General features: G+C 73.1%; 21 protein-coding genes. 11 read left to right on the top strand and 10 right to left on the bottom strand.

The features are described from left to right. Nucleotides 1–12: 12 nt before the first annotated feature. Nucleotides 13–1347: a cation:proton antiporter gene (locus AB0873_RS00380; RefSeq protein ID WP_366597777.1), complete on the top strand. Its 1335-nt coding sequence runs from the start codon at nucleotides 13–15 to the stop codon at nucleotides 1345–1347. 59 nt (nucleotides 1348–1406) lie between these two features. Next, nucleotides 1407–2792 (top strand): NAD(P)/FAD-dependent oxidoreductase, encoded by a 1386-nt coding sequence (locus tag AB0873_RS00375; RefSeq protein WP_366597775.1) that lies wholly within the window; start codon nucleotides 1407–1409, stop codon nucleotides 2790–2792. A gap of 93 nt (nucleotides 2793–2885) precedes the next feature. Here AB0873_RS00375 and AB0873_RS00370 read toward each other — a convergent pair whose 3' ends face one another. After that, entirely contained in the window at nucleotides 2886–3914 is a 1029-nt protein-coding gene (locus AB0873_RS00370) for an LLM class flavin-dependent oxidoreductase (RefSeq protein ID WP_366597773.1), read from the bottom strand. Nucleotides 3915–4189: 275 nt separating this feature from the next. On the opposite strand from AB0873_RS00370, the gene AB0873_RS00365 reads away from it, so the two are divergent. From AB0873_RS00365 to AB0873_RS00355, 3 genes are read left to right on the top strand one after another with little or no spacing between them, the layout of a single operon-like run. Then, a complete protein-coding gene (locus AB0873_RS00365; RefSeq protein WP_366597771.1) occupies nucleotides 4190–5047 on the top strand; it encodes an LLM class flavin-dependent oxidoreductase in 858 nt (285 codons plus the stop codon). Between the two features lie 7 nt (nucleotides 5048–5054). Continuing rightward, nucleotides 5055–6284 (top strand): FAD-dependent monooxygenase, encoded by a 1230-nt coding sequence (locus AB0873_RS00360; RefSeq protein WP_366597769.1) that lies wholly within the window; start codon nucleotides 5055–5057, stop codon nucleotides 6282–6284. Between the two features lie 15 nt (nucleotides 6285–6299). Continuing rightward, complete coding sequence (locus tag AB0873_RS00355; protein ID WP_366597767.1) at nucleotides 6300–7313, top strand: methyltransferase; 1014 nt, start codon at nucleotides 6300–6302, stop codon at nucleotides 7311–7313. A gap of 174 nt (nucleotides 7314–7487) precedes the next feature. On the opposite strand, the gene AB0873_RS00350 is transcribed toward AB0873_RS00355, so the two are convergent. Continuing rightward, nucleotides 7488–8495 (bottom strand): methyltransferase, encoded by a 1008-nt coding sequence (locus AB0873_RS00350; protein ID WP_366597765.1) that lies wholly within the window; start codon nucleotides 8493–8495, stop codon nucleotides 7488–7490. Between the two features lie 180 nt (nucleotides 8496–8675). Here AB0873_RS00350 and AB0873_RS00345 point away from each other — a divergent pair, with 180 nt between their 5' ends. Continuing rightward, nucleotides 8676–8864, top strand: a complete 189-nt coding sequence (locus AB0873_RS00345; protein ID WP_155333323.1) for a ferredoxin — start codon at nucleotides 8676–8678, stop codon at nucleotides 8862–8864. A gap of 127 nt (nucleotides 8865–8991) precedes the next feature. After that, entirely contained in the window at nucleotides 8992–10572 is a 1581-nt protein-coding gene (locus AB0873_RS00340; protein WP_366597764.1) for a multicopper oxidase domain-containing protein, read from the top strand. A 16-nt stretch (nucleotides 10573–10588) separates the two neighbouring features. Here AB0873_RS00340 and AB0873_RS00335 read toward each other — a convergent pair whose 3' ends face one another. The 4 genes from AB0873_RS00335 to AB0873_RS00320 all read right to left on the bottom strand — a co-directional run bounded on the left by AB0873_RS00335 (nucleotide 10589) and on the right by AB0873_RS00320 (nucleotide 13070). Continuing rightward, on the bottom strand, nucleotides 10589–11062 hold the full coding sequence (locus AB0873_RS00335) for a VOC family protein (protein WP_155333322.1): 474 nt from the start codon (nucleotides 11060–11062) through the stop codon (nucleotides 10589–10591). A 252-nt stretch (nucleotides 11063–11314) separates the two neighbouring features. Next, entirely contained in the window at nucleotides 11315–11533 is a 219-nt protein-coding gene (locus AB0873_RS00330) for a hypothetical protein (RefSeq protein ID WP_366597762.1), read from the bottom strand. Further along, nucleotides 11530–11748, bottom strand: coding sequence for a hypothetical protein (locus AB0873_RS00325; RefSeq protein ID WP_366597761.1), 219 nt, complete (start codon nucleotides 11746–11748; stop codon nucleotides 11530–11532). Before AB0873_RS00325 ends, AB0873_RS00330 begins: the two co-directional genes overlap by 4 nt. A 125-nt stretch (nucleotides 11749–11873) precedes the next feature. Then, entirely contained in the window at nucleotides 11874–13070 is a 1197-nt protein-coding gene (locus AB0873_RS00320; protein ID WP_366597759.1) for a helix-turn-helix transcriptional regulator, read from the bottom strand. 206 nt (nucleotides 13071–13276) lie between these two features. Here AB0873_RS00320 and AB0873_RS00315 point away from each other — a divergent pair, with 206 nt between their 5' ends. The 4 genes from AB0873_RS00315 to AB0873_RS00300 all read left to right on the top strand — a co-directional run bounded on the left by AB0873_RS00315 (nucleotide 13277) and on the right by AB0873_RS00300 (nucleotide 16185). Further along, nucleotides 13277–13690 (top strand): VOC family protein, encoded by a 414-nt coding sequence (locus AB0873_RS00315; protein WP_366597758.1) that lies wholly within the window; start codon nucleotides 13277–13279, stop codon nucleotides 13688–13690. An 80-nt stretch (nucleotides 13691–13770) separates the two neighbouring features. Next, nucleotides 13771–13911, top strand: a complete 141-nt coding sequence (locus AB0873_RS00310; RefSeq protein ID WP_366597756.1) for a hypothetical protein — start codon at nucleotides 13771–13773, stop codon at nucleotides 13909–13911. After that, nucleotides 13908–15062 carry an alanine racemase gene (gene alr / locus AB0873_RS00305; protein WP_366597754.1) on the top strand — a complete coding sequence of 385 codons (1155 nt, stop codon included), beginning with the start codon at nucleotides 13908–13910 and terminating at the stop codon, nucleotides 15060–15062. The genes AB0873_RS00310 and alr overlap by 4 nt, the downstream gene beginning before the upstream one ends. A gap of 55 nt (nucleotides 15063–15117) precedes the next feature. Next, nucleotides 15118–16185, top strand: a complete 1068-nt coding sequence (locus tag AB0873_RS00300) for a D-alanine--D-alanine ligase family protein (RefSeq protein WP_366597752.1) — start codon at nucleotides 15118–15120, stop codon at nucleotides 16183–16185. 8 nt (nucleotides 16186–16193) lie between these two features. Here the strand turns inward: AB0873_RS00300 and AB0873_RS00295 are convergent, their stop codons facing one another. From AB0873_RS00295 to AB0873_RS00280, 4 genes are read right to left on the bottom strand one after another with little or no spacing between them, the layout of a single operon-like run. Continuing rightward, nucleotides 16194–16697, bottom strand: coding sequence for a hypothetical protein (locus AB0873_RS00295; RefSeq protein WP_366597751.1), 504 nt, complete (start codon nucleotides 16695–16697; stop codon nucleotides 16194–16196). Continuing rightward, a complete protein-coding gene (locus AB0873_RS00290) occupies nucleotides 16694–18169 on the bottom strand; it encodes a HAMP domain-containing sensor histidine kinase (protein ID WP_366597750.1) in 1476 nt (491 codons plus the stop codon). Before AB0873_RS00290 ends, AB0873_RS00295 begins: the two co-directional genes overlap by 4 nt. Nucleotides 18170–18227: 58 nt before the next feature. Next, on the bottom strand, nucleotides 18228–18920 hold the full coding sequence (locus tag AB0873_RS00285; RefSeq protein WP_366597749.1) for a response regulator transcription factor: 693 nt from the start codon (nucleotides 18918–18920) through the stop codon (nucleotides 18228–18230). Nucleotides 18921–18928: 8 nt separating this feature from the next. After that, the gene (locus AB0873_RS00280; RefSeq protein ID WP_366597747.1) at nucleotides 18929–19951 is read right to left on the bottom strand and encodes a phosphatase PAP2 family protein; all 1023 of its coding nucleotides are present in this window, start codon (nucleotides 19949–19951) and stop codon (nucleotides 18929–18931) included. Between the last annotated feature and the right edge of the window lie 216 nt (nucleotides 19952–20167).

The following is a 20167-nucleotide window of genomic DNA, read 5'->3' as shown; positions in this document are numbered from 1 at the left end:
CGGGAGGACGACATGACCCTGGCCACCGCGCCGCTCGGGATGATCTCCGCGGCGGATCTCGACCGCTTCCTCGTCCAGGTGGGGCTGCTCCTGCTGGCCGCGCTGCTGCTCGGCCGGCTCGCCCAGCGGCTCGGCCTCTCGGCGGTCGCCGGTGAGCTCTGCGCCGGCGTCCTGCTCGGGCCCAGCCTGCTCGGTCACCTGCCCGGCCTCGGCGACTGGTTCCTGCCGCAGTCGGCCGCCCAGATCAACCTGCTCGACGCGGTCGGCCAGCTGGGCGTCCTGCTGCTGGTCGGGCTCACCGGCATCCACCTGGACCTGGACCTGGTCCGCCGCCGCGGGATGACCGCCGCCCGGATCAGCGCCGCCGGCGTGCTACTGCCGGTCGCCCTCGGCGTGCTCACCGGGCTCGCCCTGCCCGGGTCGCTGATTCCGGACGGGGTGGACGAGATCACCTTCGCCCTCTTCCTCGCCGTCGCGATGGGGGTCAGCGCCATCCCGGTCATCGCCAAGACGCTGACCGAGCTGCGGCTGGTGCACCGCAACGTCGGGCAGCTGATCCTCTGCGCGGTGACCGTCGACGACATCATCGGCTGGATGCTGCTGTCCGTCGTCTCCGCGATGGCGACGACCGGCGTGCGGGCCGGTGGCATCGCGTTCTCCGTGGCGGCCCTGGTCGCCATCCTCCTGCTGGCCGTGCTGGCCCGCCCGTTGGTCCGCCGGGCGTTGCGCCGGGCCGCGCGCGCCGACGGCGACGAGGGGGAGGCGGTGACCGTGACGACGGTGGTCGTCCTGGTGGTCCTCGCCGCCGCCACCACGCACCTGCTGCACCTGGAGGCGGTGTTCGGCGCGCTGGTGTGCGGCATCGTGATCGGCAGCTCCGGCGGCCTGGACCGGTCGCGGCTGCGGCCACTGCGGACCGTCGTCATGGCCGTGCTCGCCCCGATCTTCTTCGCCATCGCCGGCCTGCGGATGGACCTCACCGTGCTGGCCCGGCCGGTCGTGCTGCTCTCCGCGCTGGCCGTCCTGACCGTCGCGGTCGTCGGCAAGTTCGTCGGCGCGTACGTCGGCGCCCGGTTGAGCCGGCTCGGGCACTGGGAGGGGCTCGCCGTCGGCGCGGGCATGAACGCGCGAGGAGTCATCGAGATCATCATCGCCATGGTGGGCCTGCGTCTCGGGGTGCTCGGCGTCGAGACGTACACGATCCTGGTGCTGGTGGCGGTGGCCACCTCGATGATGGCGCCGCCGGTGCTGCGGCTCAGCATGCGGCGGGTCGAGCAGACCGCCGAGGAGCGGCTGCGTGCCCAGGAGCACGGCATCCCGCTGCGCGGCCCGGACGTGGCCGCGTGAACCGGCCGCCTCGACCCGCGATCGACCGGCCACCCATCGGCGATCATCATGCTCTCGGTATGCGTGAATCAACCCAGATTCTTGTCATCGGTGGCGGCCCGGCGGGCTCCACCACGGCCGGCCTGCTGGCCCAGGAGGGCTTCCAGGTCACTCTGCTGGAGCGGGACCGCTTCCCCCGCTACCACATCGGGGAGTCGATCCTGCCGTCCTGTCGCCCGATCTTCGAGAAGCTGGGCGTCTGGGAGAAGATCGAGGCGCACGGGTTCCAGCCGAAGGGCGGCGCGTACTTCGCCTGGGGGCCGGAGGAGTGGGAGGTGCGCTTCACCGACCAGGGTGCCGACAACACCAACGCCTTCCAGGTGGTCCGCAGCGAGTTCGACCAGCTCCTGCTCGACCACGCCCGGACCCTCGGCGTCGAGGTGGTCGAGGGGATCACCGTCCGCGACATCGAGTTCGACGGCGACCGGGCGGTCGCCGCCCGCTGGCAGGAGACGAAGAACGCCGACCAGGGCGGCCGGATCACCTTCGACCAGCTGGTCGACGCGTCCGGGCGCGGCGGCGTGCTGGCCACCCGCTACCTGCACAGCCGCCGCTTCCACGACGTGTTCCGCAACGTCGCCGCCTGGTCGTACTGGAAGGGCGCGCGGCCACTCGGCAAGGGGCCGGACGGGGCCATCGCCGTCTGCTCGGTGCCCAACGGCTGGTTCTGGGCGATCCCGCTGCACGACGGGACGCTCAGCGTCGGCCTGGTCACCGGCCGGGACCTGTTCAACGACAGCCGGGGACGGCTGGGCAGCATCCAGGCCGTGTACGACGAGGCGATGGCGCAGTGCCCGACGGTGCTGGAGATGCTCGACGGCGCCGAGCAGGTCGCCGACATGAAGGTCGAGCAGGACTACTCGTACGTGTCGGAGACCTTCGCCGGGCCCGGCTACCTGCTGTCCGGCGACGCCGCGTGCTTCCTGGACCCGTTGCTGTCCACCGGCGTGCACCTCGCCACCTACAGCGGGATGCTCGCGGCGGCCAGCATCTCCAGCGTGCTGCGCGGTGAGGTCGCCGAGGACGAGGCGGGGCGGTTCTACCAGACCGTCTACCGGCACGCGTACGAGCGCCTGCTCGTGCTCGTCTCGGTGTTCTACGAGAGCTACCGCGGCAAGGACTACCACTTCTACAACGCGCAGCGGCTCACCAGCGACGAGCGGGACCGGCTGCACCTCCAGGCGGCGTTCGACCGGATCATCACCGGCATCGCCGACCTCAACGACGCCGAGAACGCGTACAAGCTGGTCCAGTCGCACCTGCAGGGCGACACCAGCGGTGACCCGAACCCGCTGAACAACCTCAACCGGGTCCACGAGATGAAGCAGTCCCCGTTCAACCCGGAGAACGCGGTCGAGGGCCTCTACCTGGCGCTCGAACCGCGGCTCGCGCTGAGGCGCCGGTAGCCGGCGGCCCGACGGGAGATCGCCCCACCTCCGACGCGGGAGGTGGGGCGATCCGGTGTGCCGGTCCGGGCCGGGGGACGCAGCCGCTCCGGGTCAGGTGGCAGCGGCCTGGCTCAGCCGCCGCAGCAGCCCCTTCGGGTCGGCCAGCGGCGGCAGGGCCGCCAGGACGCCCGACACCCCGACCTCCTCCAGCCGGCGCAGGTGCTCGCCCACCTCGGCGACGGTGCCGGTCACCCCGGTCATCTCCAGCGCCAGGTCGACCAGGCCCAACTCCTCCAGCAGCCGCGCGTTCTTGCCGCCGACGGTGTGGTCCCACACGTCGTAGCGCCGCTCCATCTCCTCCACCGCGGGCAGCAGCTCGGGCGGAACGGTGGAGCGCATGTGCGGCGACTTCAACCGCAGCGCCACGTCGGAGGCGAGCGCCGCGCCGATCTCGGCGTTCGCCTCGGCCCGGCTGCCCTTGACGGACACGAAGCTGAACCCCCACACCTGGACGGCGTCCGGGTCCCGGCCGGCCGCCTCGGCGGCCGCCCGGACCTGGGCGACCTTGCGGGCCACCCGCTCGGTGGACATGCCGACGGTGGTGACCACCCCGTCGGCCAGCTCGCCGGCGAGCCGCAGACTCTTCGGGTAGTCGGCGGCGACCAGCACCGGCACGTCGCGCACCCGCTCCAGCGGTTCGGTGTCGAAGCCGTCGACCCGGGCCGAGTCGCCGCGCAGCACGGCCCGTACCGCGGTCACGTAGTCGCGCAGCTCGTGCGGGGTGGCGACCGGGGAGCGGCCGACCACCCGCCGGACGCTGCCGCCGTTGCCGACCGCGAGCATCACCCGGCCGCCGGTCACCTCGTACAGGGTCGAGATCGCCGTGGCGGTCGCCGCCGGGTGGCGGAAGAACGGCGTCGTCACCATCGGCGTGAGCGTCGCCCGTCGCGTCTCGTACGCCGCGACGGTCAGCGACACGTACATCTCGTAGGCGCGGGCCGGCGTGTCGCCGACCCCGATGACGTCGTATCCGAGGTCATCGGCCAGTCGGACGACGCTCCGGAACTCCGCGAGGTCGTCCGCCCATTCAATGATCGCTCCGAGTTTCAGGGGGCATCCCTCCGCCGGTACGGCTGGCACGGCCGGTGCGCAGCTCACGGACATTCGGCGCTGGCGCGCGACCTCCATCGGACACGACCGGCCTCGAGGGGGTGTCGAGCGCGGCCGCACCGCCGCGGCGAGCCGGGAGGGGCCGGCCCCGGTGACGCCGTGACCGACCTGAGGTCGACCGTCGCTCGACCGGCCCTCCGGCGCTCCCGGCCACAGTGGCCGCACCGCCGCTCGGAGGAGGGCGGTGCCGCCGGGCGCCCGGACGCTCGGCAGGAAACCCGACCGTGAATCCCAGGGAGTCCGCAATGGATATCGGAGTCTGCCTGCCGACGACCATCCCCGGCGCGCAGGGACGACAACTGATCGAGTTCGCCCGGCGGGCCGAGCGGCTCGGCTTCCACAGCCTGACCGTCGCCGACCGCGTCGTGTACGACAACTACGACGGCATCGTCTCGCTGGCCGCCGCCGCGGCGGTGACCGAGCGGATCAAGCTGGTCACCGGCATCCTGCTGGCCGCGTACCGGCCCAGCCCGGTGGAGCTGGCCAAGCAGCTCGCCAGCCTCGACCGGCTCTCCGAGGGCCGGCTGATCCTCGGCGTCTCCGCCGGTATGCGGGAGGACGACTACGCCGCCACCGGCACCGACTTCCACACCCGCGGCCGGCGGCTCGACGCGATGCTGGAGGAGCTCCGCCAGGTCTGGCAGGGCGCCGGGCCGGTCCCCGGGGTCGGGCCGCGGCCCACCAACGGTGACATCCCGATCTGGGTCGGCGGGCACTCACCGGCCGGTCTGCGCCGGGCGGCCCGCTACGGCATCGGCTGGATCTCCCCGGGCGGCCCGCCGCACAAGTACCCGGAGCTGGTCACCAAGGTCAAGGAGCTGTGGGCGGAGGAGAAGCGCGAGGGCGAGCCGCGGATGGGCGCCAACCTCTACGTGTCGCTCGGGCCGGACGGCCAGCAGCTGGCCATGGAGCACATGCACAGCTACTACGCCTACATGGGCCAGATGGTCGAGCACCTCGCGAAGGGCGCCATCACCGACGAGGGCAAGCTCCGCGACGTGGTCGACGGGTACGCGGCCAACGGCTGTGACGAGCTGCTGATCCTGTCCTGCACGGCCGATCCGGACCACCTCGACCGGATCGCCGCCGTGGTCCTGGGCTGACGACGCGATGGGAAGCCAGAACGGCCGGCGGCTGCGGGTCCTCGTCGTCGGCGGCGGCGTCGGCGGGCTCTGCCTCGCGCACGGGCTGCGCCAGGCCGACGTCGCCGACGTGACGGTCTTCGAGCGGGACGCCTCCGCCGAGGGCCGCATGCAGGGGTACCGGCTGCGGATCAGCCCGGAGGGCGAGGCCGCCCTGCGGGAGTGCCTGCCCCGGCGGGCGCAGGACCTGCTCACCGCCACCGCCAACGACCGCCACCAGCTCGGCCTGGTCGCGTTCGACGAGCGGCTCAACCCGCTGCCCGCGCCGACCTTCGACGACCCGCGCGGCGACGCGCCGGACAAGATCGACGCGGTCGACCGGGCGACGCTGCGCCGGGTGCTGCTCGCCGGCCTGGACGACGTGGTGCGCTTCGACAAGCGGTTCGTCCGCTACGAGCACGTCGACGGCGAGGTGGTGGCCCACTTCGCCGACGGCGACCACGCGGTCGGGGACGTGCTGGTGGCGGCCGACGGGGCGCACTCCGCCGTCCGCGCCCAGCTCCGCCCCGACGACACCACCCAGGACCTCGGCGTACGGGCGATCCTGTCCCGAACGCCCCGGACGGCCGCGATCGAGGCGGGCCTGCCGGAGTCCCTGCGCGACCGGTTCGTCAACGTGACCGCACCGGACGGGCTGCGGCTCGCCCTGATGCCGATGGTGTTCCGGACCCCGCCGGCGCACGCGGCCGGGGAGCTGTGGCCGGGGCTGGACCTGGGCGGGTCCGAGGACTACTACATGTCCGTCTTCAGCGTCCACAAGGACCTGCTCGGCCTGGCCGACGAGGCGTTCTTCGCGCTCACCGGCGAGCAACTGTGCCGGCTGGTGCTCGACCGTACCGTCGACTGGCACCCGGACCTGCGCGGTGTCTTCGCCCACGCGCAGCCCGCGGAGACGTACCCGCTCGCGCTGCGGGCGACGGTGCCGGTGCGGGCGTGGGAGCCGGGCCCGGTGATCCCCCTCGGCGACGCGGTGCACTTGATGCCGCCGACCGGGGGAGTGGGCGCGAACACCGCCCTGCGCGACGCGAGCGGGTTGTGCCGGGCGTTGACGGCCGTCGCCCGGGGTGAGGCGCCCCTGGCCGAGGCGGTGGCCGGTTACCAGGCCGAGATGGTGCGGTACGCCACCGAGGCGATCGAGATGTCCCTCAAGATCGCCCGGTGGTCCATGAAGAAGATCGACGTCGGCGTTCGAGCGTAAAGGCGGGCGGTTTCAGTGACCACGACAGCGACAGACACCAGCCGGCCGGCCGGCATCCTGCGGCTGGCCAACTCCTTCTGCGACGCCAAGGCGCTGCTGACGGCGGTGGAACTCGGCCTCTTCACCACGCTGCGGGCGGGCCCGGCCAGCGTCGAGGAGATCCGGGGCAAGCTCGGCCTGCACGGCCGCGGCCTGTCCGACTGGCTCGACCTGCTGGTCGAGCTGCGGCTGCTGCAGGAGGTCGACGGCCGCTACCGCAACGGCTCGGGCGCCGACCGCTTCCTGGTGCGCGGCGAGGAGTCGTACATCGGCGGCTTCATCGAGCGGTCCAACCGCAACCTGTACCCGGCGTGGGGCCGGCTGGGTGAGGCGCTGCGCACCGGCAAGCCGCAGTCCGGCAGCAGCTTCGAGGCGGTGGTGGAGAACCCGCAGATCCTCAAGCAGTTCATCCACTCCATGGACGCGCTGACCCGGGTCCTCGGGCCGCAGCTGATCGAGGCGTTCGGCGAGTGGTCCGACCACGCCTCGGTGCTCGACGTCGGTGGCTGCCGGGGCAGCCTGGCGGCGCAGATCGTCACCGCCCACCCGAACCTGGCCGGGCACGTGTTCGACCTGCCGCAGATGGAGCCGTTCTTCACCGAGCAGGCCGCCGAGAAGGGCCTCACCGACCGGCTGACCTTCCACGGGGGGAGCTTCTTCGAGAACCCGCTGCCCCAAGCGGACATCGTGGTGATGGGGCACGTCCTGCACGACTGGGACCGCGACCAGCGGAAGTTCCTGGTGGAGAAGGCGTTCCACGCGGTCAACCCGGGTGGCGTGCTGCTCGTGTACGACCGGATGCTCGACCGCCCGTCCAGCCGGGTGGAGAACCTGGTGATCAGCCTCGACATGCTGCTGGTCACCGACGGCGGCTCCGAGTACCCGGTGGGCGAGCTGCGCGAGCACGCCGAGGCCGCCGGCTTCGTCAAGATCGAGGACCGTCTGCTGGGTGACGACGACACCCTGGTCGTGGCCCGCAAGGCCGCCTGACCGGTCCGCGGGGCCGGGGTACGCCGCTCGCGACGTACCCCGGCCTCCGTTCGCTTCTGCGAGATCCGCGCAACGTCCCGGGAAGTGGGGCCTCCGACGGCGGCCGGGGCCACACTTTCCCTGACGTTGCGGCCTCCGGTCCTGCCGGCGCGGGGCGGTGTGCGGGGTGGACGGTCAGGCGGCGCGGTGGCAGATGACCAGGGTCTCGTTGTCGTCCAAGGGCTGCTGACGTACCGACGTGAAGCCGGCCGCCTTCGCGTACCCGGCCAGCTCACCGACGGGGTACTCGGAGCCCTCCTCGGTGACCAGCGCCATGATGAGGCTCGCCACCAGGTTGTCGACGCGGGGCGCCGCCTCGTCGAGCATCCGGTCGTGCACCAGCAGCACACCGCCCGGCCGGACCGCCCGGTACGCGGCCCAGACCAGTTCCTCGCGCTGCCAGGGCCGCCAGTTGTGCAGGATGTGACCGAACACCACCACGTCGGCGGGCGGCAGCGGGTCGGCGAAGAAGTTGCCGGCGTGGAAGCGCACCCGGTCGGCGGTGCCCAGTTCGGCCATGTGCTCGGCGCAGACCGGGCCGAGCTGCGGCAGGTCGAACACGTGCCCGGCCAGGTGCGGGTGCGCCAGGACGAGCTGGCCGACCAGGCTGCCCCGGCAGCCGCCCACGTCGAGCACCGAGCCGTACGCCGTCCAGTCGATCGCGGCCACCAGCCGCGGGATCAGCGGGCGCAGCACACCGTCCATCATGTGCGCGTACCGCCGGAGCCCGGTCGGGTCGGCGAGCATGCCGGCGAAGTCCGCCGCCGGCGTGCGTGGCCGCCCGGTGCGCAGCGTCTCGGTCAGGCCGTTCCACACCGGGTACAGGTTGGCCTTGGCGCCGCGCAGGAACCCGGTCACGTCCCCCGGCCCGCGCCCGGTGAGGAACCGGTCGACGTCGTCGGCGTTGTGGTAGCGGCCGTCCTCGACGTACAGCAGGTCCAGCGCCACCAACAGGTTCAGGAAGTCGTCCAACCCGCGCCCGTGCAGGCCCAGCCGGTCGCGGATCTCCGCGCCGGTGGCGGGGGTGTCCCGCAGCGTACGGAACAGGTCCAGCTCGACCGCCGTCAGCAGCGCCTGGGATTCGCAGAAGGCGTTGCCGAGGCGGAGCAGGCGAGCGGGGGATGCGGTGACCGTACCCGTCATCGGGCGGCTCCCTTCGGGGCGCGGACGGAGAACGCCCCCGATGGTGCCGGCCCGCCTTGGAACGCCGCTCGACGCGCGGCTGTACCGGCTCTCGAGTCCGCTGTCGCACGATCGGGCGCGCGCGGCGGCCCCGGCGGACGCCCGCCGCGACGGACGACGACACGGCGATCGGTGGTCATCATGCGTGTGTTTGCGACCAAGGAGACCTGCGCGGTGAGCAGCCTCTGCGTCTACCAGGCGCCGGAGGTCTTCGACCAGGACGAGGAGGGCCAGGTCGAGGTGCTCGACCCCGAGCCGCCCGCCGAACTTCACGAGGATGTACGGATCGCGGTACGCGGGTGTCCCACCCGATCCATTCGCGTCGAGTAATCTGGGGCGCACGTTGCGTACGGGCCGCATTGTGCCTCGGCCGGCGGGAAGCCGGTGGGGTGCGCCGCGGTCCGCGCCCGTCCGGCCCTGTCCCCGGCCCCTCGGCCGCCTCACGATGGAGACACCGTTGCTGGCGAGTTCCCCGCAGGACACCCCCGCCCAGGCGACCCCACCGGCCCAGACCACGGGCCGCCGCCGGTCCACCCGGCGCCGCATCCTGAAGGCGGGCCTGATCGGCGTGCCGGCCGTCCTGGCCGTGGGTGGTGCCGGCTTCGGCATCTGGTACGCGGTCAGCGACGTCGACACCGTCGGCGAGGTCGACTTCCGCAACGAGCTCGCCATCCCGCCGCTGCTCACCGGCCGTCAGGAGGGCGGGCGACGGGTGTTCGACCTGACCGCCGGCGCCGGTGAACGCCAGTTCCGGGCGGGTCGGGCGACCAGCACATGGGGCTTCGACAGCGGGCACCTCGGCCCGACCCTGCGGGCGACCCGCGGGGAGACGGTGCTCGTCAACGTCCGCAACGACCTGCCCGAGACCACCACCGTCCACTGGCACGGCATGCACCTGCCGGCCCCGATGGACGGTGGCCCACACCAGCCGATCAGGTCGGGCGCCACCTGGTCACCGACCTGGAAGATCGACCAGCCGGCCGCGACGCTGTGGTACCACCCGCACCCGCACGGCCGCACCGCCCACCACGTCTACCGGGGCATGGCCGGCCTGTTCATCGTGGACGAGCCGGCCGCGGCGGCTGCCCGGCTGCCCAACCGGTACGGCGTCGACGACGTCCCGGTGGTCGTGCAGGACGTCAACCTCGACGACGACAACCAACTCGACGAGGGCTACTCGCGGATCGCCGACGTCGGCATCCTCGGTGACACGCTGCTGGTGAACGGCACCGTCGGGCCGTACCTCACGGTGACGACCGAGCGGGTGCGGCTGCGCCTGGTCAACGCCTCCCCGGCCCGTGTCTACAACTTCGGGCTCTCCGACGACCGGCCGTTCGCGCTGGTCGGCACCGACGGCGGTCTGCTGCCCGCCCCGCACACCACCGAGCGGGTCCAGCTCTCCCCGGGCGAGCGGGCCGAGATCGTCGTCACCGTACGGGCGGGGGAGCGGATCGTGCTGCGCAGCTACCCACCGGCGCTCGGCCTCGACCCGATCAACAGCCGCATCACCGGCGGCGACGACCGGTTCGACGTCCTCGAACTCCGCGCGGCCGACCAGCTCAGCCCGTCACCCGAGCCGGCCGCCACCCTCGCCGACCCGCCCCGCCTCGGCGTGGACGCCGCCGCGCCGGCCGCCCGCCGCTTCGAACTGGCCGGCACCAGCCAGATCAACGGCCTGACGATGGACATGAACCGCATCGACTTCGGAGTCACCAGGGGCACCACCGAGGTGTGGGAGGTCATCAGCCCGTTCCCGAAGCCGCACAACTTCCACGTGCACGGCACCCAGTTCCAGGTGCTCTCGGTGAACGGGCAGGCGCCGCCGCCCGAGCTGGCCGGCTGGAAGGACACCGTCTACACCACGCCCGAGGTGCCGATGCGGCTGGCGGTGCGGTTCAGCGAGTACGCCGACCGCAACGTCCCGTTCATGTACCACTGCCACCTGCTGCTGCACGAGGACAAGGGCATGATGGGCCAGTTCGTCGTCATGGAGCCCGGCCAGACCCCCGGCACCCCACCGCACACCGACCACGACTGAGGCCTCGACCGAGACGTCAGGTCGTCTCGTCGGCGTGACGTGCGGCGCCGGTGCCGAAGCCGGGGCGGGTTTCCCGCTCGGCCAGCGGCTCCAACTCCTGGAACAGGGTGATCTGCAGTCCGGCCGGCGCCTGCAGGCGGGCGTTGAGCGAGCGCCACGGCGTGACCCTGGGCGGGGCGAGCTCGGTGGCACCGGCTTCGGTCGCCTCCCGCGTACGTGCAGCGGTGTCGTCGACCTCGAACGCGACGCGGATGCGGGGCGCGATCTGGCGGCCCACCTCCACGTCGTCGATCATCCGCTTCTGCGCCGGGTTGGCGATCTCCAACGTGGCTCGACCGGCGTCGAGGATCACCACGCGGGCGTCGCCCTCGCCTTCGAAAGCCGCCTGCTCCGGCAGGCCCAACACGTCCCGGTAGAACGCCACCGCCTCGGCGTAGTCCTCGGCCTCCACGACCAGCCGCAGCTGCCGTACCCGATTCCCGTCGGTCATCGTGCGACAGTACGGCAGCAGCCGGCCACCCGGTTCTTCGCCAGGGGGCGCAGGGGAGCGCGCGCACGTCGCTGGGCCTCCCCCAAGATCCGCGCAGATTCACGGAAAGAGCGGCCTCCGGACGCCCGGAGGCCACTCTTTCCCTGAAAGTGCGGGCGCGGCGTCCGGTGTGGGTGGCGTTCAGATCGGGCGGGATCCACTTGTGCGAGCCGTCGCTGTAGTGGAACTTCTCGTCCCCGGGCCGCAGGATGCTCACCGCACCCAGCCGAGGAAGCGGCGGTGCAGTATGCCGGCGGGCGCCCAGGTCAGGTCCTCGGTGGCGCGAACGAGTTGTGCCCCCAGGTACAGGGCCAGGGACACCGGAGCGTCCGCGTACTCCGCCCGCAGCTCCTGCCGCCGGGTCGGGCACGGCCACGGAGCGCCGCAGCCATCGCAACTCCAGACCGGCAGCACCGGCCCGTGCGTGGTCACTCGCCCCGCTCCACGGATCGTGCTGGCGGCGTGCGATCGGCCGGGGCACCGTCCACCCCGGAATGGCCCGACGTATCGCGTGCCTGTCTCAGCAACCGCTGTCGGGCTGCCTCCTGCTCACCTGCCTGGATGCGCTGTCCGGTGCTGAAGGTAAGCGACGCGAACGGAGAGAGCCGCCTGGCGAGCCGACGCAGCAGCCTGATGATCGCCTTCACGGTTTCTGCTCCCTCCGTTCGGAGGGCGCGGATCCGCCGACGGATGGCATCCTGCTTTCCGCGCCCTCGTCCAAGAAGGACAGCGTCACCCCACTTCGGGCGTCGATCCAGGCCGTGACCGTCCGCTAACGGGCTGTTCCGTCCGCTGTTGGCTGACGACGCGGCGCGTACTCGGTGCACAGCTCGCGTAGCGCCGCCGCCTCCGGCACGCCGGCCTGTTCCACCTTCGCCAACAGTTCGGCCGCCCGCCACCAGTTTGAGGGAACGACCCGCCCGGACGCGACAGCCTCCGCGCCCAGGGCGGTCGCCTCGTCGAGCTGGCCTGCGGCGACGAGGGCAAGGCCCAGGTCCAGGCGCGCCGACGCGGACCGGCGGGGTCGTGCCCCACCGTCGCCGTCCGGGTCCAGATCGGCGAGTACGGACCGAGCGACCTGCTCGGCACCGGGATCACCCGCCCACGCCAACGTCGTCGCCGTGTAGGCGGCGGCCTTTGCCGGGTCGTAGCGATAGTGGTGCTCCGCCCGCTCGGGAACCGGCAAGTTCGCGGTCAGCCGCTCCACCCGCTCCAGGGCGTGCCGCGTCGCACGAACGTCACCCGTCCGCGCCCATGCGCGCGCCTCCTGCGCGGTGGCCTGGATATGGGCGGAGCTGCCCTTCGGGGCGACCTGTTGGGCTTGAAGGGAGAGGTCGAGCGCCTTTCGGTAGTCGCCCTGGGTCAGCACATCCCAAGCCCGCGTCTCCAGGCACCATCCCCGGATCTCAGCGTGTTCGGCGTGATGGGCAAGGTCGAGGGCCGCCCTGAGATGTGCCCTCGCCGCTGCTCGTTGTTGCAGGTCGATGTGAACGGTGGCCCGTAGCACCGCCAGCCAGCCGCCGGCGACCAGGAGGCGGCGCTGCTGGGCTAGCGTGACGCGCCCGTCGAGCAGACGCACCACGTAGGCGAGGTGCCGTCGTACCAGCGGCAGCAGGTCGGCCGGTGCCGCAGTCGGGTAGGCGCTGGCGAGGTCGTCAACGCCCTGCTCGATGCGGTCTATCACGTCCTTGCTGACATCACTTGCGGCGACTCGCGAACGCAGCTCGGCGGCCTCGGCGGCGTGGTCGACCGGCACCTCGACAAGGCGAGCCAGCGCACCGCCCGCGTCGAGCACCTCATCCAGGTGGCGAGCGGTGTCGAGGGTGGGAGCCTTGAGTCCCACCTCCAACTCGTGCAGGTGGCTCTTGCTTCGGTGGGCAAGCTGGCCCAGGGAACGCAGAGACAACCCGCGTCGTTCACGAAGCTCGCGTAGCGCTACGCCGAAGCGGGGATCCACCGACGGTGCCATCGCACTGCTCCCAGGTAGGTGTCTGGGCCGCGGCCTCCGCCGATGTCTGTGCGGGGGTCGCCGCAACCGACCGTACCGCTCCTTGGCCCTGGATCGATGCCCGCTGCGCGACGGACGTGGCCAACAGGTGTGCGCAGGGCGCCTCAACCACAAGTGACGACGGCCCTGCCGCTGGAGGATGCTGCCACCGTGGTTGTGTCGCGGCGATGGCCGCGCTGGGCTTGTGCGTCGTCGCGGGTGAGAATGCCGGCATGCCGAGCCGTCTTGCCGTCATCGCCATCGACGCCGTCCGACCACGACTGATCGCCGACTTCTGGTGCGCGGTGCTCGGCTGGCAGGTCGTTGACGAGGACGCAGAGGTGATCACCATCGCGGCGTCCGACCGTTCCTGGCCGATGATCGACGTGGCGGCTGTGCCGGAGGGCAAGGTGATCAAGAACCGGTTGCATTTCGACCTGCGGGCCGACGGCGTGTCCACCGCGGCGGAGCTTGACCGGTTGCTCACCCTCGGTGCGCGACGGGTCGACGTCGGCCAGCCCGCCGACGCGAGCTGGATCGTGCTCGCTGACCCCGAAGGCAACGAGTTCTGCCTGCTGTCGCGTCCGGTTCAGGAACTCTAGGGCAGCTTCGGCGCGGGCTATTACCTGCTCGTGACAATCCGCGGACCACGTACGGACATGGCGGTGGCAGTTTCACCCGGGTGACCTCCCAGCCACTGCTGCCGGTACGGCCCGGCAGCGTCGGCCCACCGCCCCGCGCGCGGTGGTTGCCGCCGCTGCGCGGGCCGCTGCTCCTCGCCGTCTCCGCCCGCCGCGTCTCCCCGCCGGGGCGGCAGCGGTGAACGCGCTGGCCGAGGCCGAGGTCGACCTGGCCGCCGTCGCGGACAACGTGCGTACGGTCGGCGCCATCGCCGGCACCGATCTGATGGCGGTGGTCAAGGCCGACGGGTTCGGGCACGGGGCCGTGCCGGTGGCCCGTGCCGCGCTGGCGGCCGGCGCGCGCTGGCTCGGGGTGACCTCGACCGCCGAGGCGCTCGCCCTGCGCGCGGCCGGCATCACCGCGCCCGTCCTGAGCTGGCTGCACCGGCCGGACGACGACTTCGCCGGGCTGGTCGCCGCGGCGGTGGACGTGGGCGTCTCGACCGTGCCGCACCTGCACGCGGTGGCCGAGGCCGCCGTCCGGTCCGGCCGGCCGGCGACCGTCCAGCTCAAGGCCGACACCGGGCTGTCCCGCAACGGCGCCGCCGGCCACGACTGGCCCGATCTGGTCGGCTGGTCCCGCAAGTACGAGGTGGAGGGAAGCGTCCGCGTCCGGGGGGTCTGGTCGCACCTGGCCGACGCCGAGACGCCGGACGGGCCGCGCGTCGCCCGCCAGGTGGCGCTCTTCGAGGAGGCGCTCGGGATCGCCCGGAGCGGCGGGCTGCGACCGGATCTGGCGCACCTGGCGAACTCGGCGGGGGCGCTGGCGGCCCCCGCGACCCGGTACGACCTCTGCCGGGTCGGTGTGGCCCTGTACGGCGTGGACCCGTTCGGCGCGGCGGGACCCGGCGCGTACCGCCTGCGGGCCGCGATGACCCTGCGCACGACGGTGGTGAACGTGAAGCGGGTACCGGCCGGCACCGGCGTGTCCTACGGTCCCGACCACGTGACGCGGCGCCCGACCACCCTGGCGCTCCTGCCGGTCGGCTTCGCCGACGGTCTGCCCCGGACGGCGCAGGGGCGCGCCCGCGTGTGGCTGGGCGGGGCGCGGCGGCCCATCGTCGGGCGGATCGCCATGGACCAGTGCGTGGTCGACGTCGGCGACCTGCCCGTGGCGATCGGGGACCGGGTGGTGGTGTTCGGCCCCGGTCCGGGAGCGGACGCGACCGCCGGCTGCTGGCCGACGGTCCCGGAATGGGCGGCGTGGGCCGGGACCAGCCCGCACGAGATCTTGACCGGCGTCGGGACGCGGGTGGCCCGCCGGTACCGGCACCGGGAGATGGCAACCCCATGAGCGAGCGCAGCGGGCCGATCGGGGTACGCGGCACGGAGAGAAACGGAACAAGGGCATGAGCATCCGGCTGGCGGTCCTGTACGGCGGTCGCAGCAGTGAGCACGAGGTGTCCCGACGGTCGGCGGCGAGCATCCTCGCCCACCTCGACCGGGACGCCTACCTCGTCACCGAGATCCTCATCGGCCGGGACGGCCGCTGGCAGGTCGACGGCGAGCCGGCCACCCTGCCGGCGGCCCTGGGCGTGCTCGCCGCACAGGACGTGGTGTTCCCGGCGCTGCACGGCCCCTACGGCGAGGACGGCACCGTCCAGTCGATGCTGGAGTGGCTGGACGTCCGGTACGTCGGCAACGGGGTCTTCGCCAGCGCGGCCGGCATGGACAAGGCGGTCACCAAGAAGCTGATCAGCGCCGAGGGCCTGCGGGTGGCGGACGGGATCACCCTGGGGCCGGGCGAGTTCCCGTCCCGGGCCGACCAGCGCAGGCTGGGGCTGCCGGTCTTCGTCAAACCGGCCCGGGCCGGCTCCAGCATCGGGGTCTCCCGCGTCGACGAGTGGTGGCAGTTGCCGGCCGCGCTCCTGCTGGCCCACGACGCCGACGCGAAGGTCCTCGTGGAACGGGCGGTACCCGGACGCGAGGTCGACGTCGCCGTCCTCCAGTACCCGGACGGGCGGGTCGAGGCGGGTCCGCCCCTGGAGATCACCGTTCCGCCGACGTCCGCGTTCTTCGACTACGCGGCCAAGTACGACGGTGGCGCCGTCTTCCAGATCCCCGCCGCGCTCGATCCCGCCACCACCCGGCTGGTGCAGGATCGCGCGGTCCGGGCGTTCCACGCGCTCGGTTGTCGGGGGCTGCTCCGGGTGGATCTCTTCCTCCCCGAGCCCCGGCCGGGCCTCGACACCGCACCCGCCGAGGACACGGACGGCGAGGGTCGAAACGGCGAGGGTCGGGGCGGCGGGGGCTGGGACGGCGACCCGGGCGAGCCGGTGGTCAACGAGGTCAACACGTTCCCCGGCTTCACCAGCGCCTCGCAGTTCCCGCGGATCTGGGCACGTGCCGGCATCAGCTTCCCGGACCTGCTCGACATCCTGATCGCCGGTGCCCGCAGCACCGTCGCCGTACCGTGAACCCCCGGTCAGCGCTCGAAGGGGACGACGACCGGGTGGTCGCAGGTCAACGGCCCACGGCTCCCGTCCGGGCCGGCCAGTGTGACCGCCGTCGGCATGCTCTCCGGCGCGGCGTACCGCACGGTGCACACGATCTGGTCGACCGCCGTGGCCGACAACGCCGTCACGCCGCCGGTGAGCGTCACCGTGGTACCCGCCCCGCCCGGGGTCGACAGCGACCCCAACCCGACGTCCGCCGGGATCTCGCTGGTGTAGCCCTGCTTCTGCTCGGCGGGATCCGGGCCGGCGAAAAGCAGGGCGAGAGCCTTGTCGACCGACCCGGGTGGCGGAACCGGACGCAGCACCAGCGTGAGGCGCTGCTCCGACACGAAGAAGAGGCCGGTTCCCCGGGCCGGCCCCACCGGGGCCGGACCGCCGGTGATGACACCGCTCGGGCGTACGCCGCAACCGGCGCCGAGAGCAACCAGCACGGCAAGGGCGACGGGGAGTGCGCGCCGCCGGAGACGGATCACGGTCGTCCCCCGGCGGCTTGGGAACGGGCTGCGGGCGGTGCCGAGCCCACCGAGCAACGCGGCAGGCGGAGGGTGAACACCGCACCCCCGGCCGGATCGTTGCCGGCCACCAGGCTGCCCCGATCGGCGCCCGCCCGGTGCAGCCGGGCGTTCTCCCACGCGATGGCGAGGCCGAGCCCACTGCCCTCGGACCGGCTCCGCGCGGTGTCCGCCTTGTAGAACCGGTCGAAGACGTGCGGCAGCACGTGCGGATCCAGGCCCGGACCGCGGTCACCGACCGACAGGACGACCCAGTCCGGCTCGGCCCGCAGCCGGACCGACACCGGCGGGGCGCCGTGCCGCAGCGCGTTGCCGACCAGGTTGGCCAGGATCACGTCCAGCCGGCGCGGGTCGAGCCGCGCCAGCGTGCCCGGCGGCAGGTCGCTCACCACCTGGTCGGTCCAGCCGCGGGCGCGCAGCGTCGCCCGGACCGCCGCGGCCACGTCGACGTCGTCCAGGGCGAGCGCCGCGGTGCCGGAGTCGAACCGGGTCACCTCGATGAGGTCGTTCACGAGCCGGGTCAGGTTCTGCGTCTCCTGGCTGACCAGCCGGGCGGCGCGTCCGGCGTCCCCGGGCAGCCGGGGCGCCTCCTCGTCCAGCACGTCGGTCACCGCGGTCATCGCCGCGAGGGGCGTACGCAGTTCGTGTGAGACGTCGGCCACGAAGCGCCGGGCGTCCGCCTCCATCCGGCGCAGCTCCCCGACCTGCCGTTGCAGCCGTTCCGCGGTGTGGTTGAAGGTCCGCGCGACGCCGGCGAGCTCGTCGGAGCCGCGGACCGTCAGCCGGGTGGTGAGGTCACCCTCGCCGAGCCGGCGGGCCGCCTGGCCGAGTTCCTGGACCGGCCGCAGCACACCTCGGGCCGCTACCAGCGCCAGCAGGACGGCGAACACCAGCGACAGCCCACCGGTCAGCCACGCCAGCGTGGCGAGCCGGTCGATGCTGCGCTGCTCGGCCTCCAGGCTGTGCAGGCGGTAGACCTCCAGGCCGGAGGGGAGCGGGGTGCCGTCCCCCTGCGACACCATCAGCTGCGTCCCGATCACCAGGTACGGGTAGCCGTTGACCGCGCGCCGCTGCCAGACGACCCGGCCGCCGCTCACCTCCGCCCGCAGTTCGGGCGAGAGCGCGGCGGAGAGCTGGTCGTCACCGGAGCTGCTGTCCTGGTACGTGACCAGCGCGCTGTCGTCACGGTCGGACAGGTCCGCGGCGATCGCCTCCAGGTCGGCCTGGCTCGGTGGCAGGCTCCGGATCGGCGTGATCCGGGCGATCTGTTCCGTCAGCGTGACGACGGCCGCGTCCTGGGCCTGTTGCAGGATGACGTCGCGGGCCTGGACGTAGCTGGCGCCGGCGACCACCGCCGTGGTGGTCAGGCCGAGCGACGCGAAGGCGAGCAGGAGCCGGAGTCGCAGGCCGGCCGGTCGCCACAGTCGATTCACCGGGAGTCTCCCCGCGGTGGCCGGTCGGCCCGCGGATACCGGCCACGCCTGCCGAGGGTCACAGCGGGCCGAACCGGTAGCCGAAGCCGCGCACCGTCTGCACGTACACCGGAGCCGCCGAATCGTCCTCGATCTTCGCCCGCAGCCGCTGCACGCACGCGTCGACGAGGCGCGAGTCGCCGAGGTAGCCGTGCTCCCAGACCGCCTCCAGCAGTTGCTGGCGGCTCAGCACGCGACCGGGTGTGCCGGAGAGTTCGAGCAGCAGGCGCAGTTCGGTCGGGGCGAGGCCGACGCGCAACCCGTTCCGGGTGACCACCAGGGCCGCCCGGTCGATGGTCAACTCGCCGTGCCGCTCCACCGCCGGCTCCGCACCAGCGGGGCGCGGCTCGCCGCCGGTCCGCCGCAGCACCGCACGGATCCGCGCCTCCAGCACCCGGGGCTGGACCGGCTTGACCACGTAGTCGTCGGCGCCGGCCTCCAGACCCGCCACCACGTCCATGTCGTCGTTGCGGGCGGTGAGCATGATGATCGGCAGGTCGCCGGCGGATCGGATCCGCCGGCAGACCTCGAACCCGTCCATGCCGGGCAGCATGAGGTCGAGGATCACCACGTCGGCGGTGCCCGTACGCAGCCGGGCCAGGCCCTGCTCGCCGGTCGCCACGGCGTCCACCGTGTGACCGTGGCGGGTCAGCGCCAGCTGGAGGCCGTCGCGCACGGTCTGGTGGTCCTCGATCAACAGCACCCGGGACATGGCATCAACTATGGCATTCCAGCCGAAGTCGCTTTGTCGATCATGTTCGGCGGCGCCGGTCGCCGCCCCCCGGCCCGCGCGTCCGGTTCCGGTGCGGCCGAGCCGGGGCGCCCGCAACCAGGGCCGAAGTCCACCGGGACCACCAGAACCAGGACGGCGGCGACGACCAGGACGACCAGCCCACCGGCGGCCGTGATCGCGATGAACAGCCCGCCGGGGACGGCCGGGGCGAGATGCGGCAGGCCGCCCAGCAGACCGAGCAGCCCGAGCGCGGCACCGGCCGGACCGGCTGTTCCGGTCGCGGCTCGGGTACCGGGCCGGGCCGCCGCGGCGGCGGCGTCCTTCCCGGGCTGGGCCAGCGGGGCGGCGGCTCCGGTACCGGGCCGGGCCGCGGCTCCGGTACCGGGCCGGGCCGAGGTGACGGCGGCCAGGCAGAACAGCGCCGCCGCCAGCAGGACAGCGCCGACGACGTCGCTGAAGCGGTGCCAGCCCGCGATCATCGTCGCCGCTGCGACGGTGGAGACCCCGGCCGCGCCCGGCAGCGCGAACCACCAGCGGGCCCGCGCGGGGAGCACGAGCAGGAGCGCGAGCAGCAGGGCCATCGCCGCCGCGACATGCCCGCTGGGAAAGCTGTTGTGCGTCGTGGAGGTCACCACGCCGAGGTCCGGCCGGATGATCACCTGCTTGGCCAGGCCGGCGCCGAGCACCGTGACGCCGACCAGGGCCACCCCCGCCAGCCCGGCCCGTACCCGACCGGACAGCACAGCCAGCAGCAACACCGTGCCGAGCCCGAGACCCAGCACCAGCGGGTCACCGAACCAGGCCAGCACCGCCTTCGCCGGCTCGACCAGGTCGGTCGGCTGCTCGTACCCGCCGCCCCGTTCGGCCCGGGGCAGCAACCCGCCGTCGAGGCGCTGCCCCGGGGCGGTCCACACGAACGCCACGCCGGTCAGCGCGAACGCGAGCAGGTAGCCGAGCGTGGCACGGAGCAGCCGGCCGGTCGGCGGCCTTCCGGCGGGCTCCGGCCGCACCGCAGACGGGAGCGGTGTCGCGTACGGATACGGCGATGGCGGATGCACCCGGCAAGCATGGCCGTGCCGGGTCCGGAAACCGTCCGCGTCATGTCATGGTTCTGTCACAGCCGCTCGCTCTGCCGGGACCGCCGCGTACTCGTCGGTCGCCGGGGATCCCCCGTCGAGTCGCCGTCGAGGTGGCGTGGAACGCCGCCCGGCAGGCTCACGCGTAGT

It is taken from the genome of Micromonospora sp. NPDC047707, from assembly GCF_040704235.1.
Taxonomy (GTDB): domain Bacteria; phylum Actinomycetota; class Actinomycetes; order Mycobacteriales; family Micromonosporaceae; genus Micromonospora.
Note: the sequence above shows the minus strand (reverse complement) of the source record. Positions and strands in the feature narration are given on the sequence as shown.